This is a genomic window from Rhodococcus erythropolis NBRC 15567 (assembly GCF_001552595.1).
In the GTDB taxonomy this organism is placed as follows: domain Bacteria; phylum Actinomycetota; class Actinomycetes; order Mycobacteriales; family Mycobacteriaceae; genus Rhodococcus_F; species Rhodococcus_F erythropolis.
On sequence record NZ_BCRM01000004.1, the window covers coordinates 68,115 to 84,744 of the forward strand.

Sequence of the window (16,630 nt, forward strand, 5' to 3'; positions counted from 1 at the left end):
CACCGACTGACATCAGGTCAGGCGTCGAGATCAGCGGCTACCAGTTCGGCGACCTTGGCGAGTGCGTCGGCGTCGTCGGACTCGATGGTGACTTCGGTGTCCTTGGCGGCTCCGAGCGTCATGATCATCAGTGCCGAACCTGCATCCACCGGTTCGCCGTCGGCGACTGCGAGGGTGACCGTGGCGCCGGAGGCTCCGACTGCTTCGGCGATGAGAGCGGCGGGGCGGGCGTGGAGGCCGACTGCGGAACCGACGGCAACTGTCTTGCTGGGCATGGGATCTCCTCGTTGTGAATCTATCGGTGCGGACGTTGTGCGGTCTTTGGGCGGATTTGGTGACAACAGTGGTGACTGCAGTGTTGCTTGCTGTCGATCATGCCGCAGCGGGCACGATTTCGGGGTCGAGTTCGGCATCGGACGGACCCTTGCGGAAGAACTCCTTGGCTCCGACGACGGCGAGCGCAGCTACCACGGTTCCCGCGGCGAGCGAGACCAGGAACCAGCCGATTCCGCCGACTGCGAAGAAGACGAAGATCCCGCCGTGCGGGGCGCTGAGAGTGACGTCGAAAGCCATGATCAGCGCACCGGTGACGGCGCCGCCCGCCATCATCGAGGGGATCACGCGAAGCGGGTCGGCAGCGGCGAACGGAATCGCGCCCTCGGAGATGAATGCCGAACCCAGCAACCAGGCAGCCTTTCCGTTCTCACGTTCGGCTTCGCTGAAGAGCTTGGGACGCAGCACCGTCGAGGCAAGTGCCATGGCCAATGGCGGAACCATACCGGCAGCCATGACTGCCGCCATGATGCGCAAAGTGGCCGGGTCGTTGACGTTGAGTCCGGCTACAGCGAAGGCGTAAGCCGCCTTGTTGACCGGTCCGCCGAGGTCGAAGCACATCATCAGGCCGAGAATGATGCCGAGGAAGATGGCCGAGCTGCCGGACAGTCCGTTGAGCCAGTCGGTGAGACCGGAGGTGATCGCGGCGAGCGGACGACCGAGGACGATGAACATCAGTGCTCCGACAACCAGCGTCGCGAACAGCGGAATGATCACCACCGGCATCAGGCCCCGCAGCCACTGCGGGACGGCGATCCGGCCGATGTAGAGCGCGACGACACCGGCGATGAGACCACCGACCAGGCCGCCGATGAATCCGGCACCGACAAACACGGCGACCGCGCCGGCTGTGAAGCCGGGAGCGATGCCAGGCCGGTCGGCGATAGCGAAGGCGATGTAGCCGGCCAACGCGGGCACCAGGAAGCTGAATGCCAACGAACCGATCTGGAACAGCACTGCGCCGAGATAGGTGGCCAGACCACCGTCGGGAAGGTTGGTGATCGAGTTGTTGAGAACGATGTCCTTGGCAGGACCGGAGATCTCGTATCCGCCGAGCAGGAAGCCGAGTGCGATCAGCAGACCGCCGGCCGCGACGAACGGGATCATGTAGCTGACACCGGTCAGGAGGACCTGACGGAGGTGGGTGCCGAACCCTACGGAACCGGCATCGGAATCCGCGGCCGCGGCGGCGGTGCCGTCCACGGTGGCGGCGGCGGGATTCTCGGAGGCGCGCAACGCTTCTGCAAGCATCTTGTCCGGCTCGTTGATCGCCCGCTTCACACCGGAAGCGACAACGGGTTTGCCGGCGAACCGTTCGCGGCCCTTCACTCCGACGTCGGTGGCGAAGATGACCGCGGCGGCTCCGGCGATGACCGAAGGGTCAAGGGGGGTGCTTCCGCTCGAGCCCTGCGTTTCGACGTGAACCTTGACCCCGGCGCGTTCACCCGCGGCGACGAGTGAGTCCGCAGCCATGTAGGTATGAGCGATTCCGGTCGGGCACGCGGTGACCGCGACGATGTGACGCTCCGCGGGCGTTGGGGCCTCCTCGGTGGAGTGTTTCCCAGTGGAAACAGGAGGAGTGGGTGTGGCTGCCGCAGCCTTTGCTGGAGCATCCTTCGGCGCGGGATTGAGTACCTCGTCGACCAGTCGCACGATCTCGTCCGGCGTCGACGCCTCACGAAGCGACGTGACAAACGCGGGTCGGACGAGCGCTCGGGCCAAGGACGAGAGCAGCTTCATGTGCTCGGCTCCGGCGCCTTCGGGTGCCGCGATCAGGAACACCAGATCGGCGGGGCCGTCGGGTGCCCCGAAATCGACCTTCGGATCCAGTCGAGCAAATCCCAGGGACGCGGACGAGACGGCCTCGGCGCGGCAGTGGGGAATGGCGATTCCGCCCGGCAGTCCGGTCGCGGACTGCGCTTCGCGAGCGAGTGCGGCAGCGACCAGCCCCGCGGCGTCGCTCGCCCGTCCCGCTGCAGTCAATCGCGCTGCGAGAGAACGAATGACATCTTCCTTGGTCGTACCCAGGTCGGTGTCGAGTGAGATCAGTTCGGGACTGATGATCTCGGGGCCGGAACCGCCGGCTGCGTTGGTATCGGACATGTCAGGTTCCTTAGGGCGTCAGGCGAGTTCGGTGGGGACGGGGATGGGAGAGGAGGCATCGGCTGCAGATACCGAAACCGCTGCCAGATCGATCTGTTCGGGCGTGGGAAGAGTTGTGCCGGGAAGGGAGGCAGCGGCGCTTCCGTAGGCGACCGCGTGACGTAACCGCTCGGATTCCGAGCCGCCTCCCGCTTCGGCGAGGATGTAGCCGGCCAGCGACGAATCGCCTGCGCCGACGGTACTGACTGCGACAATCGGGGGAGCGGTGGCGATCCACGCGCCGTCGGCGGTGACGAGGACAGCACCTGCTGCGCCGAGCGTGGCGAGCACACTGCCGACGCCGCGGTCGACCAATCGCTGCGCCGCCGTGATCGCAGGCCCGGGATCACCGTTCTCGGCAGCACGTTCGAGGACGTGGCCGTCGACGCCGGTCAGTTGTGCGAGTTCCTCGCCGTTGGGTTTGAGCAGGTCGGGTGCCGAGTCGGGGAACGCTTCGGCGAGTGCCGTCAGCGGGGCGTCCGAGGTGTCGACCGCCACCTTGCACGGGTGATCGCGCAGTGCCGCGACGAGTTCGCCGTACCACCCGAGCGGAACGCCGGGGGGCAGTGAGCCGGACAGCGCGAACCACAGTGCGGTATCGGCGCGAACAATCAACTCCTGTGCCAGGGCGTCGAGCGTCGAACCGGACAGCGTTGCGCCGGGTTCGTTGATCTTCGTCGTTGTCCCGTCCGGTTCCGCAATGGTGATGTTGGTGCGAGCCAGACCCGTTGTGGCGACACCGATGTGGGGAATCCCACCGGCTGCCAGCGCCGAGAGCAGAGGGTCACCACCGTTTCCCGGTAGAACCGCGAGCACGTCGAGGTCGGCTGCGGCGAGAACACGCGCGACGTTGACCCCCTTGCCGCCGGGGTCGCTGCGAGTGGAGTGGGCGCGTAGGACGGAGCCTCGTTCGAGCCGTTGCTCGAGTTGCACGGTCCGATCGATACTCGGGTTGGCTGTCAGTGTGACGATCATGCGATCACCACCTCGATTCCGTGGTCGTGGAACTCGGATGTGTCTGTGGGACTGATCTCTTCGTCGGTGATGAGGACGTCGATGCTGTCGAGCGGGGCGAAGCTGATCAAGTGCTCGCGGCCGACTTTGGTGGAATCGGCCACCACCACAACGTGATTGGCGGCTTTGACCATTGCTCGTTTGACGGCGGCCTCTTCGCTGTCCGGAGTGGAGAGTCCGTGCCCGACGCTGATCGCGTTCGTTCCGATGAAGGCGACGTCGACTCGCAACGTGCTCAGCAGGCGTAGGGCGTCCTCGCCGACCACGGCTTGAGTCACCCCGCGTACTCGACCGCCGAGCAGTATCAGGGAAATCGAGTTCATCGATGCCAGGCGTGCGCCGATCGGGACGGAATTGGTGACGGCTGTGAAGTCGTTCTCGGTCGGCAGTTCGGGGATCATGCGGCCCGTGGTCGTGCCCGCGTCGAAGATCACGCTGCCGCCGGTGGGAGGGAGGTAGGTGACCGCGCAGCGGGCGATCCGGTCCTTCTGTTGCGCGCGGGTCTGATCGCGTTCCGCCATGCCCGGTTCGGTGACGTGGAGGGATCCGGTGGGAACGGCGCCGCCGTGTACACGCCTGATCTGTCCGATCCGCTCGAGGAAGGCCAGATCGCGACGCACGGTCTCGGTGGTCACACCGAAGGTCTCCGACAGAGCCGCCACGGACATGCGTCCGCGCTGCGACACCATGGTGCCGATCGCTTGTTGGCGTTCTTCCGCGTACACGTGCTCTCCGATTCCGAAGTGTGATCCGACGGTGCGTTGTGGATCACAGTGAATGTTGCTTTATGTTGTTTTACGCCCGAGTGTGTTGACATGTCAAGACTTGGGAGTAATCTTCGTCACAACGAAGGTGAGGGCTTTACGCGCTCGAGGTGATCCGGTGTGACACCGGGCCCATCGCTCAAGGAGGACAGATGACCGAACAGCTCAACCGAATCACCGTGCACGGCACCCCCGTGGTGCCTGGAATCGCCTACGGACCGGCGATCTGGCCGTCCAGCCGACCAGAACTCGTCACCGATGCGCCGGCACTCGACGAGGCCGATCGAGAGGCCGCCGTAGACGCCTTCGTCGGAGCGGCGAAGGCTGTCGAGAACCGCCTTCTCGGACGGGCCGCCGAAGCTACCGGCGCGGCCGCAGAGGTCTTGCAGGCCAACGCGGCGATGGCAGCTGATCGTGGCTGGATCGGGGCGGCCAAGAAGTCGATCGCCGGCGGAGTGCCCCCGGTGCAGGCTGCGATCGCGGCGACGGAGCAGTTCGTGGTGCTGTTCACCAAGGTCGGCGGTTTGATGGCCGAGCGCGTCACCGACCTCGAGGACATCCGCGATCGCGTGATCGCCGAACTCTCCGGATTACCCGAACCTGGAGTTCCCATGCCAGAGACACCGTCGGTGCTGTGCGCGGACGATCTGGCTCCTGCAGACACCGCGGGCCTCGATGCAACCAAGATCATCGGACTCGTGACCATTTACGGCGGCCCGACCAGCCATACGGCAATCATCGCGAGGCAGTTGGGCATCCCGTGCATCGTCGCCGCGAAGGAATTGGAATCCATCTCGGCAGGAATACCGATTCTGATCGACGGAACAACCGGCGACGTGATCGCGGAGCCGGATCCCGGGCACGCGCGTGAACTGGTCGAACAATCCCGGATCGATCGCGAACGCGTCAGCACCTGGACCGGACCGGGCCAGACGGCGGACGGCCGGCCGGTAGACGTTCTCGCCAACGTTCAAGACGGCGCGGGCGCTCGCGCCGCGGCGTCGACTGCTGCGGGGGGCATCGGGCTCTTCCGGACCGAACTCTGCTTCCTCGGCCGTGAGACCGAACCGACCGTAGACGAGCAGGCGGCGATCTACGCCGAGGTTCTCGAGGCCTTCGCAGGAAAGAAGGTCATCATTCGCACGTTGGACGCGGGTTCGGACAAGCCGCTCAAATTCGCCAACCATCAAGAGGAAGCGAATCCGGCACTCGGCGTTCGTGGGGTCCGAATCGCCTGGCAGGACATGGGAATTCTAAACCGCCAGCTCGACGCGATCGCGGCAGCCGCGGCGTCGACCAACTCGTCGCCGTGGGTGATGGCACCGATGATCGCCACCCCGGCCGAGGCGAAACGTTTTGCCGATGCGGTGCGGGCACGCGATCTTGTTCCCGGTGTGATGGTGGAGATCCCGGCGGCGGCGCTGTTGGCCGACCAGATTCTCGAACACGTCGAATTCCTCTCGATCGGTACCAACGACCTCGCTCAGTACACGATGGCCGCTGATCGGATGTCCTCCGAACTCGCCGACCTGACCGATCCGTGGCAGCCCGCGGTGCTCGCCCTTGTCGCACGTACGGCCCAGGCCGGTCAGGCGGCAGGCAAGCGCGTCGGCGTCTGCGGTGAGGCGGCCGCCGATCCACTGTTGGCGTGTGTTCTGGCCGGACTCGGAGTTTCCTCGCTCTCCTGTGCTGCGGCGTCGGTCGCGGGTGTGGGCGCGAAGGTCGGATCCGTCACCATGGCGCAATGTGAGGCGGCTGCGGCAGCGGTGCTGGCAACCGGTGATCCGGTGGCAGCGCGCAAAGCGGCGGCTGACGCAATCAGCTGAACTGGTTTCGTTGGTCTCGGTCGGAGACCGAGCGCCTGACCTCTAGTATTTCGACCTGTGATCGAACGAGAAACAATGACCGGGGCCGGCGGAATCGGCTGGACTGTCCACGGAGACGGCAAGCGGATCGCCGACGGAGCCGTCGTGGCGCCGGACGAACGACTGAGTTGGCCGCGCACCATCGGAATCGGGATGCAACACGTCATCGCGATGTTCGGAGCGACACTGCTCGTTCCGACCATCACCGGCTTCCCCGTCACGACGACGCTGTTGTTCTCGGGTATCGGCACCGCGCTGTTCCTGCTCATCACCCGGGGCCGGATCCCGAGCTATCTCGGTTCGTCCTTCGCGTTCATCGCCCCGCTGACAGCGTCGGCAGGATCGGGCCCGGCCGCGCAACTCGGTGCCGTCATGGCCGTCGGCATCGTGTTGATGTTGATCGGCGTCGCCGTACGTCTGATCGGCAGCCGGGTCATCGACGCCGTCATGCCGCCGGTGGTGACGGGTGCTGTCGTCGCGCTGATCGGTCTCAACCTCGCTCCGACGGCGGTCGGCTCCTTCGAATCGCAGCCGCTGATCGCCACGGTGACGCTCGTTTCGATCCTGCTGGTCACGGTCGTCGGTCCCGGGTTGCTCGGCCGGCTGGGCATTCTGGTCGGCGTCGTGATCGGCTGGGTTTTCGCCGCGGTCATCGGCGGACTCGACAGTGAACGAGTGTCCGCTCTGCGCGAAGCGGACTGGTTCGGGCTGCCGAGTCTGCACGGACCGTCGTTCGACTGGTCGGTGATCGTGCTCGCGCTCCCCGTGGTGATCGTTCTGGTCGCCGAAAACGTCGGACATGTCAAAGCGGTGTCCGCCATGACTGGTAAGTCCCTCGACGATCTGGCCGGCAATGCACTGTTTGCCGACGGTCTCGCCACTACCTTGGCGGGCGCCGGTGGCGGATCCGGAACCACCACGTATGCCGAGAACATCGGTGTCATGGCAGCGACGCGTGTGTACTCGACCGCCGCGTACTGGGTAGCCGCCGCTACCGCTGTGATCCTGGCATTTTCGCCCAAATTCGGCGCACTGGTCTTCACGGTTCCGAACGGCGTCATCGGCGGCGCAACGATGGTTCTCTACGGCCTCATCGGCATTCTCGGTGTGCGCATCTGGATGGAAGCGAAGGTCGACTTCACCGATCCGGTCAACCTCACGGTCGCCGCGGCGGCGTTGGTCGCCGGCATCGGGAACTTGACGCTGACCATCGGTTCGGTCGAGTTGGGCGGCATCGCCTGGGGATCGATCGGCATCCTCGTCGCATACCCGATCATGCGATATCTCGCCAAATTCCGTACTTCGAGTAACAGATAACCGCTACAGTCACGAATCGTGATCGTTCGGGTCATCGACGGGTATCGCAACAGGTTCTACCGTCGGAGGCAGTGACGTGGGCCCGCGCACTTCGGCGTGCCCAGTCTCAGCGAATACACCCCAGCGGGTATATCCCCAGCGGGTACATCACTGAAGTGCCATATATCGAATTGCAAGGAGTCGGCGTGGAGCGCACCCTGTTCGAACCGGAACATGAACTCTTCCGGGAGTCGTACCAGAAGTTCTTGGCACAGCACGTGGCACCGAACCACGAGAAGTGGGAAGAGCAGAACATCGTCGATCGTGACGTCTGGGTCGAGGCCGGAAAGCAGGGCTTCCTGGGAACTGCGGTCCCTGAGGAATTCGGCGGCGGCGGTGTCAAGGATTTCCGCTACAACGCGATCATCACCGAGGAAACCACCAAGGGTGGGTTCAGTGGTATCGGCTTCACGCTGCACAACGACGTCGTGGCACCGTACCTCCTGGAGTTGAGCAACGAGGAGCAGAAGCAGCGTTGGCTACCCGGATTCGCGTCGGGTGAGCTGATCTCGGCGATCGCGATGACCGAACCGGGTACCGGTAGCGACTTGCAGGGCATCAAGACGAAAGCGGTTCGCGACGGGGACCACTGGGTCCTCAACGGTTCGAAGACCTTCATCACCAACGGAATCAACGCCGACATCATCATCGTTGTCGCGTGCACCGACCCGGACAAGGGTGCTCAGGGCTTCAGCCTCCTCGTGGTCGAGCGGGACATGCCTGGCTTCGAGCGTGGACGCAACCTCGACAAGATCGGCATGAAGGCTCAGGACACTGCCGAACTCAGCTTCACCGACGTACGCGTTCCCGCTGCCAACCTGCTGGGCGAAGAGGGAATGGGATTCTTCTACTTGATGAAGAACCTTCCCCAGGAACGACTCTCGATCGCCGTCGTTGCCGCTGCCGCAATGGAATCGGTTCTCGAGAGCACGATCCAGTACTGCCGCGACCGCAAGGCATTCGGCAAGTCGATCGGCAGCTTCCAGAACACCCGATTCGTACTGGCCGAATTGGCAACGGAGACCACGGCAGTGCGCATCCTGGTGGACAAGTTCATCGAGCAGCTCAATGCCGAGAAGCTGACCGTGCAGGAAGCTGCGATGGCGAAGTGGTGGACCACCGAAGCCCAGGTCAAGCTCATCGACCGCTGCCTCCAGCTGCACGGAGGCTACGGCTACATGAAGGAATACCCGGTTGCCAAGGCGTACATGGACTCTCGTGTGCAGACCATCTACGGTGGCACAACCGAGATCATGAAGGAGATCATCGGACGTTCGCTGAACCTCTGATTCGGGTGATGGACCGCTGATCGTCACGAAAAGACTCTGGGCCCCAGCTGATGCCGGGGCCCAGAGTTTTGTGATCGAGGTGCGAGCGAACTCAGATCTTCCGCATGACGGTGACAACCTTGCCCAGGATGACGGCGTTGTTGCCGGGAATCGGCTCGAAGAGTTCGTTGTGCGGCATCAGCCACACCTCCTTCTTCGTACGCTTGAACGTCTTCACGGTGGCTTCGCCGTCGATCATGGCGGCCACGATGTCACCGTTCTCCGCGACGTTCTGCTGACGGACGACAACCCAGTCGCCATCGCAGATCGCTGCATCGATCATCGACTCGCCGACAACCTTGAGCATGAAGAGCGAACCCTGGCCGACGAGTTCGCGGGGGAGTGGGAACACGTCCTCTACCGCTTCCTCGGCAAGGATCGGTCCGCCGGCAGCGATGCGACCCAGGATGGGGACGAACGCCGGCTCCGGTAGCGGGTCGGCACTGTTGTACTCGCCGGAATGCTTTGACACCGACGCGATGGCGGTATCGGCCGCAACCTCGTCGAGACCTCGAACATCGACTGCGCGAGGGCGATTGGGATCGCGTCGAAGGAAGCCCTTGCGCTCCAACGTTCGCAGTTGATGTGCGACCGACGACGTGGAGGTGAGCCCCACCGCATCACCGATCTCGCGAATGCTCGGCGGATACCCGCGCTCCGTCACCGAATCGCGGATGACTTCGAGAACGCGCCGCTGACGCTCGGTGAGCGTCTCGCTCGACGGAGACGGAACTGCAGAAGCTCCTGCCTCCGCGGCTGTGCTGGAGCGATCGTCCTTCATGGCCTGTTGCCTCCGTGTCTGAAGAAGTCGTGTCTGAAGAAGTCGTGTCTGAAAAAGCTGTGTCTGAAAAAGTGCCTGGTGCAAATCGCGCAGAAACCTGTCGGTGCCTCCTGCCAACATTCGAGCTGTCGACAAACACGGAGGCTTTCGCAATTCCCGCTGTGTGGTCTGACACGAATCTAGCCGGATTTGCTCGCGGTTTCAAACATCTGTTCGATTCGTGTCGCTCGAAGTAGAGACATTGTCGGCCAGGCGTGGTAGAAATTCGAACATGCGTTCCATCGAACGCATGATCGAACACATCGATCGGTGTCGACCAGCGGAGGTCACGATGGGTAACGCAGCACTGAGAAGCAACAGGGTTTTCGACGACGCGATTGGTGACGACGCGATTGGTGATGACGCGATTGGTTTCGACGGCACGTCGGCGTTGAAGTACCACCCCTCGTTCTATGGGCCCGATGGTGGATCCGACGCTGACGGTGTGTCGTTCGAACGGCGCGGCACGGCCGAAATGCGGGGCGTGGCCAGGTATGTCGACAACGAACCGCAGGCGGCCGTCGTTCGTCGTGTTCCGGCGGTTGGCGCGGTTTCAGGTTCGCGTTCATTGCGTGAATCTCCTCGCCGGTGGGACGGCGAGCACGATTCGTCACGCCCGTACGGAGGAAGTTTCGCGCACCGAAACAGAGTCGGTGTCTCACGGGTCGAACATGAAGTGGCTGCCGAGGACGTCAGTTGGAAGACAGTGTTCCTTGGCGCCGTATTCACTGCACTGGCAGTGTTGGCGTTGGTGGGGATCGGCGCTTTGTCGAGTGGTGATGTCGCTGCGACAAACGGTGCGACCGAAGTGGTTCGTGTTGCTGCGGGTGAATCCCTCAGTGATATTGCTGCCAAGGTTGCGCCTGGCCAGGCTGTCGGCTCGGTGATCGAGCAGATCATGGATCTCAATGCGATGTCGAGTTCCGGACTGTCCGTTGGGCAAACGCTGATCGTGCCGGCCTCGGGCCGCTGACCGTACCCCGTGCCAGGCGGGGGCGTACCGAGCGTGAGAGCAGTCGGTTCACAGCGAGTAAGCTGTCCACTTGACAGTCCCACCACCTCGGGTGGTCGCGTTGAGTACGTGGATCTGCTCTGTAAATCGTCGGAGGATTTGCAGTCGGTAGCGAATCTGAGTTGCGGCCATTTCGGCGACAACGAAGGAACCCCGATGCATTGCCCGTTCTGCCGGCACCCTGATTCCCGAGTGGTCGATTCGCGCGAGGCCGACGAGGGCCAGGCGATCAGGCGGCGCCGTTCGTGCCCCGAGTGTGGCCGCCGATTCACCACGGTTGAGACGGCAGTTCTCTCGGTTGTGAAGCGCAGCGGCGTGACGGAGCCGTTCAGCCGAGAAAAGGTGGTCAAAGGAGTGCGTCGCGCATGCCAGGGCCGCCAAGTGGACAACGATTCGCTGAATTTGCTGGCCCAACAGGTCGAAGATGCCGTACGTGCTTCGGGTTCTGCCGAAATTCCCAGCAACGAGGTAGGGCTCGCGATTCTCGATCCGCTTCGAAATCTCGACGAGGTTGCATACCTGCGATTCGCATCGGTGTACAAGTCCTTCAGTTCTGCCGCGGATTTCGAACGTGAGATCACCGACATGCGCGAACATGCCGAGACCCGTGCTGCCGACAAGGCTTCCGGCGCCGAGACCGTTTCCGTCGACTGAGGCCTTTGCCTTAGATAACGCTGAGAGCACAAAGCGGCCGTAGGTAACGCTGAGAACACAAAGCGAACAATCGAACAAATCGGGCAAGTTATTCGCTTAGTGTCGACCAAGTACGTTCGTCCGCATCTCGGATCTTCACGGAGGCGTTATGAACTTAGTTGCAGTTCTCGGAGTCGTGAACAGCCTGGTAACCCTCGGGTTCGCCAACACTGTTGCCACCTTTGGTGGTTTCCTCACCAACGTCAACATTCAGACAATCTACTGATCGCGCAATTCTCGCCGAACGTCAACGCTTGATCGCTTCGATAGCTTTCAGGACTCGCTTTTCGGAAATCGGTGTGGGTGTACCGAGGGACTGCGCAAACAGGCTCACGCGCAGTTCTTCGATCATCCAGCTGATCGAGTCGACATCTCGAGCAGTGCGACGCTCTTCGGGAAGTGAACTCAACAACCGGTCGTACGCTGCGTACACCCGGTCGAGGACGTCCATCGCCTGCTGATCTCGTTGTGCACTTGCGGTTAGAGCTTCGAGACGGAATTTTGCTGCGGCAAGATACCGCGGCAAATCGCGTAGGCGGGCCGAGCCCAATTCGGCGACAAATCCCGGAAACAGCAGTGAGGTCAACTGTTCTCGGACGTCGTCTGCTGCTTCGCCGCGGGAGCGGTCCAGAACGACGCTCAGTTGGTGTGCTTGTTCGAGGATCGGAACAATCATGCGCAGGATCGCGGAGACGCGTCCGGCCAGTTCGGAGCGTGCGATCTTCACCAGGGCGTCGAACGCCTCAGGCGTGCGTACCGGTCCGCCGTGGGCAGCTATCACTTCGTTGGCAGCTGCCACCCGGCAATCTTCGACGAGGGCCTCCAAGCCGCCGTCCGGATTCTGGCCGAGAGCCAGACGCTGAGTGTTCGACAAGCCGGCGGTCACGGCCTTGAGTTGGGTGGGAACGGCCGCGAGAAGAAGCGCCCGAGTGCCTTCCCGCATCGCCTGCGCCTGCGCAGCCGGCGTACTCAGGACACGAACGGCAACTCCGCCGTTTTCCGGCACCAGTGCTGGGTAGCCGGTTACCTGCTGTCCGCCGATGGAGCGAGTGATGGTCGGTTCCAGTGCGCCGAGCGTTTCGGATGTCCAGACGGTTGCCGCTGCCCGTTCGGTACCGGTTGCCGCCTTGGCCACTTCTTTCTGTACGCGCGGGGCGAGCGTGCTTCGTAGCTGCACCAGATCCTTACCCTTCGCGAGAACCTTGCCCGATTCGTCCTCGACGACAAATGTCATCCGAAGATGGTCGGGCAGCGCGGCGGGATCGAAGTCCTTGGCGTCGATCTGGATCCCGCCCAAGTGCGAGAGTTCGCGGGCCATTGCGGTCATCAACGGCTCGGATCGAGGTTTGACTGCTGCCAATGCTGCGGCGGCGTAGTCGGGTGCGGGCACGACGGCGCGTCGGATGTTCTTGGGCAACGTCTTGATCAGAGCAGTAACCAGATCGACGCGCATACCGGGGACCAACCAGTCGAAGCCGACCGGCTGAAGTTGCGCAAGCAGGCCGACCGGGATGTGCGCGCTGACGCCGTCGTCGTCCTTTCCGGGCTCGAATTGGTAAGTGAGTGGAAACTGCATGTCGCCCTGGCGCCAGGCGTCCGGGTACTCGCCGCCCAGTACTGCAGCCGCGTCGGAGTTGACCACCGTTTCCGGCGTGAAAGTCAGCAGACTCGGATTCTTGCGCCGCTCAGTCTTCCACCACTGGTCGAAATGCTTGGCGGATACGGCTTCCTGGCCGATACGTTCTTCGTAGAACTCGTAGAGAGTTTCGTCGTCGACGAGGATGTCGCGGCGGCGCGCACGGTTCTCGAGTTCCTCGACGTTGTCGAGGAGTGCGCGGTTCTCGTGGAAGAACTTGTGGTTTGTCTGCCATTCGCCCTGCACGAGCGCATGGCGGATGAAGAGATCGCGAGAGGCCTCGGGATCGATTCGTGAGTACGTCACTGCGCGGCCCGTCACCAGGGGAACTCCGTAGAGAGTGACCCGCTCGTATGCCATCGCCGAGCCGCGCTTGGAGGACCAGTGCGGTTCGGAATAGGTGCGTTTCACCAGGTGCGGGGCGAGTTTTTCAGCCCACTCAGGTTCGATGCGCGCGGACATGCGCGCCCACAGCCTCGACGTTTCCACGAGTTCGGCGGCCATGACCCAGCGTGGTGGCTTCTTGAAAAGTCCCGATCCGGGGAAAATTGCGAAGTGGCTGCCCCTGGCGCCCAGGTAGTCCCGCTTCTCGCCCTCGCGTAGCCCGATGTGTGAGAGCAAACCGGCGAGGAGTGACTGATGGATCGCGTTCTCGCTTGCGGGTGTCTCACCCACCGTCCAGCCGAGGCCGCGGGTGATCTGCCGGAGTTGCCCGTGCAGATCCTGCCATTCGCGGATGCGGAGCCAGTGCAGGAACTCGTTCCGGCACATCTTGCGAAACTGGTTGGAGGACAGGTCGTTACGTTGTTCGCGTAAGTAGTCCCACAGTTTCAGGTATGCCAGGAAGTCGGAGTTCTCGACATTGAACCTGGCGTGCTTTTCGTCGGCGGCTTGCTGGAACTCGGCGGGCCGTTCGCGAACGTCCTGGATGGACAACGCCGCGACGATGACAAGGGTTTCGTGAAGGCAACCGTTGTTCTTGGCTTCCACCAGCATTCGTGCCATCCGCGGATCCACCGGAATCTGGGCCAGCTCGCGGCCGACCGGCGTCAGTTCGGGGTGGCTTGCCTCGGAACCTCGCGCGATGGCGCCGAGTTCTTCGAGCAGTCCGATTCCGTCCTTGACGGCGCGCTGGTCCGGCGGTTCGACGAAGGGGAAGGCGGCGATGTCGCCCAGACCGAGGGCCGTCATCTGCAAGATGACGGATGCGAGATTGGTCCGCAGGATCTCCGGCTCGGTGAACGCCGGCCGTGACTCGAAGTCCTCCTCGGAATACAGGCGGATGCAGATTCCTTCGGCGACGCGGCCGCAACGCCCGGAACGCTGACGAGCTGACGCCTGCGAAATGGGCTCGATCGGCAACCGCTGAACCTTGGTGCGCACCGAATATCGCGAAATGCGCGCGGTTCCCGGATCGACGACGTACCGAATGCCGGGAACGGTCAACGAGGTCTCGGCTACGTTGGTGGCAAGGACGACGCGTCGGCCGGTGTGCGGCGAGAACACTTTGTGTTGCTCGGCAGCAGACAGTCGCGCGTACAGCGGGACGATTTCGGTGTTGCGAAGACGCCGATCGCGTAAAGCGTCTGCGGTGTCGCGAATTTCGCGTTCGCCGGAGAGGAAGACCAAGATGTCGCCTTCGCCCTCCGCGCTCAGCTCGTCGACCGCCTCGCAGACCGCATCGACGGGATCGCGGTCGAAGGTGATGTCGCCGGACTCGACGGTCAGTGGCCGGTAACGCATTTCGACGGGGAATGTTCGCCCGGATACCTCGACGATCGGCGCGGGCTTACCGTCGACAGCGAAGTGCTTGGCGAAGCGTTCGGGATCGATGGTCGCCGACGTGATGATGACCTTGAGATCGGGTCGGCGGGGGAGCAGCTGAGCCAGGTAACCGAGGATGAAGTCGATGTTGAGGCTGCGTTCGTGCGCTTCGTCGATGATCAGCGTGTCGTAGCGTCGGAGCATACGGTCGCGCTGAATTTCGGCGAGGAGAATGCCGTCGGTCATGAGCTTGACGTAGGTGCGGTCCGAGACCTGGTCGGTGAACCGCACGGTGTATCCGACGGCGTCGCCGAGTTCGGTGTCGAGTTCTTCGGCGATACGTTCGGCAACGGTGCGTGCTGCCAGCCGGCGAGGCTGTGTATGTCCGATCAGGCCGCGGACGCCACGTCCGAGTTCGAGACAGATCTTCGGGATCTGAGTTGTCTTACCCGAGCCGGTCTCGCCGGCGACGATGACAACCTGATTCTCCGAGATCGCGGTCGCGATGTCGTCCTTGCGCTGACTGACGGGCAGAGCTTCCGGATACGAGACTGCGGGAACATTGGCGGATCGTGCGGCCAACCGTGTGCGCGCCGTTTCAATTTCCTCGGCCAGCGCCACCAAAGCGTCTGGTGTGCGGGCACGGTCGAGTTTGCGACGGAGTCGACTCTCGTCGCGGAGTGAGACCTGCGCCAGCGCGCTCTTCAGGTCACTCCGCTTGGGGGAGAGTGGGGCCGGTGGTGTTGTAGACATGCTGATGACAGCCTATCGAACGCGTTCACAACTACCGCTCGCAGATCGTTTTGATGTGCAAATATCGACCAGTGACGACAAATACCGCAAATGAGGCTGCTGCACCGGTCGCGTCGACGCCTGTTGCCGTGCGAGTACTTCGCCTGTTGTTCGCGTTATACGGACTCACGGCGCTGCTGTGGATTCCGATTCGAAACGCCGACGGATTCTCGTTGTCGAACTATCTGAGCTACTTCACCATCGAGAGCAACATCCTTGCGGTGATCGTATTGCTGGTCGGCGCCCTTCGGGATCCGCAGTCTCGGACATGGCAGTCGGTTCGCGGTGCGGTGACGCTCTACATGGTGATCACCGGAATCATCTACGCCGTTCTACTGGCGAACATCGACGTCAATTTGAACGACGCGTGGATCAACTCGGCGCTCCACCGCATTCTTCCGCTGGTGATGCTCCTCGACTGGGTGTTCTTCGCTTCGAGGCACAGGATCTCCGAAATCCGCTCGCTGCAGTGGCTGCTGTTTCCGGTGATCTACGCGGTGTACACGTTGATTCGAGGGCCGATCGTCGACTGGTATCCGTATCCGTTCATGGATCCTCGCCACCAGGGCTATCTGGCCCTGTTCATCGGATTTGTCGTACTGGGCATCGCGATGGCCCTGATGGCGTTGGCGGTCAATGCCGTCGGACGGCTGGGAGCCGGGCTACGCGGACGGAACGCTGCGAAGTCCTAGTGGATTGCCGGAGGCGAGCACCTGCTCGAGGCGGTCCACGTTCGGGTGCTTACCGGGGTTCGCCCGCGCGTCCTCGGTGTGTTCGGCAAAGATCGTCAGTCCTGCCGAGGCGGCTTCGGGTGTGAGCGCGCCGTAGACCTGAGCGAGATGGTTGTACACCTTGACCGAGCCGGACTTTCCGGGCTTGTTCTCGACGGTGTCGATGACGGTTCCGTCGGCGTCGAGTACCTCGATGGCGGCCAGATGATCGATGGTGGGCAGTGCGGCGAGATTGTCGGCAAAAGTCATGGTCGACAGATTACGTGTGTACCCGGAAATGCCTGTGCCCGGCGAGCGCCGTCGTGCGCCGATTCCCGGTGTCGATATAGTCGCAGCACATCGTTTGCACACCAGCATCGTTTGTATTCGAAGGGGACAAT

13 protein-coding genes are annotated in these 16,630 nt (G+C 62.9%); 6 read left to right on the forward strand and 7 right to left on the reverse strand.

The annotated features are described in order from the left end of the window. Positions 1-17: 17 nt before the first annotated feature. From RE4_RS09400 to RE4_RS09415, 4 genes are all read right to left on the reverse strand, one after another. Entirely contained in the window at positions 18-275 is a 258-nt protein-coding gene (locus RE4_RS09400; RefSeq protein ID WP_003942144.1) for an HPr family phosphocarrier protein, read from the reverse strand. Positions 276-372: 97 nt separating this feature from the next. Next, positions 373-2,436 (reverse strand): PTS fructose transporter subunit IIABC, encoded by a 2,064-nt coding sequence (locus RE4_RS09405; RefSeq protein WP_021344069.1) that lies wholly within the window; start codon positions 2,434-2,436, stop codon positions 373-375. An 18-nt stretch (positions 2,437-2,454) separates the two neighbouring features. Further along, positions 2,455-3,450: a 1-phosphofructokinase family hexose kinase gene (locus RE4_RS09410; protein WP_021344070.1), complete on the reverse strand. Its 996-nt coding sequence runs from the start codon at positions 3,448-3,450 to the stop codon at positions 2,455-2,457. Beyond that, on the reverse strand, positions 3,447-4,214 hold the full coding sequence (locus RE4_RS09415; protein WP_020969481.1) for a DeoR/GlpR family DNA-binding transcription regulator: 768 nt from the start codon (positions 4,212-4,214) through the stop codon (positions 3,447-3,449). Before RE4_RS09415 ends, RE4_RS09410 begins: the two co-directional genes overlap by 4 nt. 191 nt (positions 4,215-4,405) lie before the next feature. Here RE4_RS09415 and RE4_RS09420 point away from each other — a divergent pair, with 191 nt between their 5' ends. From RE4_RS09420 to RE4_RS09430, 3 genes are all read left to right on the forward strand, one after another. Further along, positions 4,406-6,079 carry a putative PEP-binding protein gene (locus RE4_RS09420; protein ID WP_060938483.1) on the forward strand — a complete coding sequence of 558 codons (1,674 nt, stop codon included), beginning with the start codon at positions 4,406-4,408 and terminating at the stop codon, positions 6,077-6,079. A 75-nt stretch (positions 6,080-6,154) separates the two neighbouring features. Then, a complete protein-coding gene (locus RE4_RS09425) occupies positions 6,155-7,435 on the forward strand; it encodes a uracil-xanthine permease family protein (RefSeq protein WP_020907537.1) in 1,281 nt (426 codons plus the stop codon). Positions 7,436-7,620: 185 nt separating this feature from the next. Next, entirely contained in the window at positions 7,621-8,763 is a 1,143-nt protein-coding gene (locus tag RE4_RS09430) for an acyl-CoA dehydrogenase family protein (RefSeq protein WP_019748214.1), read from the forward strand. A 91-nt stretch (positions 8,764-8,854) separates the two neighbouring features. Here RE4_RS09430 and lexA read toward each other — a convergent pair whose 3' ends face one another. Beyond that, positions 8,855-9,583 carry a transcriptional repressor LexA gene (lexA, locus tag RE4_RS09435; protein WP_020723648.1) on the reverse strand — a complete coding sequence of 243 codons (729 nt, stop codon included), beginning with the start codon at positions 9,581-9,583 and terminating at the stop codon, positions 8,855-8,857. A 271-nt stretch (positions 9,584-9,854) separates the two neighbouring features. Here lexA and RE4_RS09440 point away from each other — a divergent pair, with 271 nt between their 5' ends. Then, positions 9,855-10,595: a LysM peptidoglycan-binding domain-containing protein gene (locus tag RE4_RS09440; protein WP_047889278.1), complete on the forward strand. Its 741-nt coding sequence runs from the start codon at positions 9,855-9,857 to the stop codon at positions 10,593-10,595. A 195-nt stretch (positions 10,596-10,790) separates the two neighbouring features. Continuing rightward, complete coding sequence (gene nrdR, locus RE4_RS09445) at positions 10,791-11,288, forward strand: transcriptional regulator NrdR (protein ID WP_020907539.1); 498 nt, start codon at positions 10,791-10,793, stop codon at positions 11,286-11,288. Between the two features lie 286 nt (positions 11,289-11,574). On the opposite strand, the gene hrpA is transcribed toward nrdR, so the two are convergent. Next, entirely contained in the window at positions 11,575-15,480 is a 3,906-nt protein-coding gene (gene hrpA, locus RE4_RS09450) for an ATP-dependent RNA helicase HrpA (protein ID WP_060938484.1), read from the reverse strand. 53 nt (positions 15,481-15,533) lie between these two features. Here hrpA and RE4_RS09455 point away from each other — a divergent pair, with 53 nt between their 5' ends. Then, positions 15,534-16,211, forward strand: coding sequence for a Pr6Pr family membrane protein (locus RE4_RS09455; protein WP_060938485.1), 678 nt, complete (start codon positions 15,534-15,536; stop codon positions 16,209-16,211). Here the strand turns inward: RE4_RS09455 and RE4_RS09460 are convergent. Beyond that, positions 16,182-16,499, reverse strand: coding sequence for a DUF2322 family protein (locus RE4_RS09460; protein WP_020907542.1), 318 nt, complete (start codon positions 16,497-16,499; stop codon positions 16,182-16,184). The two genes, RE4_RS09455 and RE4_RS09460, sit on opposite strands and share 30 nt — an antisense overlap. Between the last annotated feature and the right edge of the window lie 131 nt (positions 16,500-16,630).

Excerpts from the sequence above, each read along its gene's own strand:
- RE4_RS09405 (WP_021344069.1), bottom strand. The coding sequence starts at position 2,436 with ATGTCCGATACCAACGCAGCCGGCGGTTCCGGCCCCGAGATCATCAGT.
- RE4_RS09460 (WP_020907542.1), bottom strand. The coding sequence starts at position 16,499 with ATGACTTTTGCCGACAATCTCGCCGCACTGCCCACCATCGATCATCTG.
- RE4_RS09400 (WP_003942144.1), bottom strand. The coding sequence starts at position 275 with ATGCCCAGCAAGACAGTTGCCGTCGGTTCCGCAGTCGGCCTCCACGCC.
- RE4_RS09425 (WP_020907537.1), top strand. The coding sequence starts at position 6,155 with ATGACCGGGGCCGGCGGAATCGGCTGGACTGTCCACGGAGACGGCAAG.
- RE4_RS09410 (WP_021344070.1), bottom strand. The coding sequence starts at position 3,450 with ATGATCGTCACACTGACAGCCAACCCGAGTATCGATCGGACCGTGCAA.
- lexA (WP_020723648.1), bottom strand. The coding sequence starts at position 9,583 with ATGAAGGACGATCGCTCCAGCACAGCCGCGGAGGCAGGAGCTTCTGCA.
- RE4_RS09455 (WP_060938485.1), top strand. The coding sequence starts at position 15,534 with ATGTGCAAATATCGACCAGTGACGACAAATACCGCAAATGAGGCTGCT.
- RE4_RS09420 (WP_060938483.1), top strand. The coding sequence starts at position 4,406 with ATGACCGAACAGCTCAACCGAATCACCGTGCACGGCACCCCCGTGGTG.
- nrdR (WP_020907539.1), top strand. The coding sequence starts at position 10,791 with ATGCATTGCCCGTTCTGCCGGCACCCTGATTCCCGAGTGGTCGATTCG.
- hrpA (WP_060938484.1), bottom strand. The coding sequence starts at position 15,480 with ATGTCTACAACACCACCGGCCCCACTCTCCCCCAAGCGGAGTGACCTG.
- RE4_RS09440 (WP_047889278.1), top strand. The coding sequence starts at position 9,855 with ATGCGTTCCATCGAACGCATGATCGAACACATCGATCGGTGTCGACCA.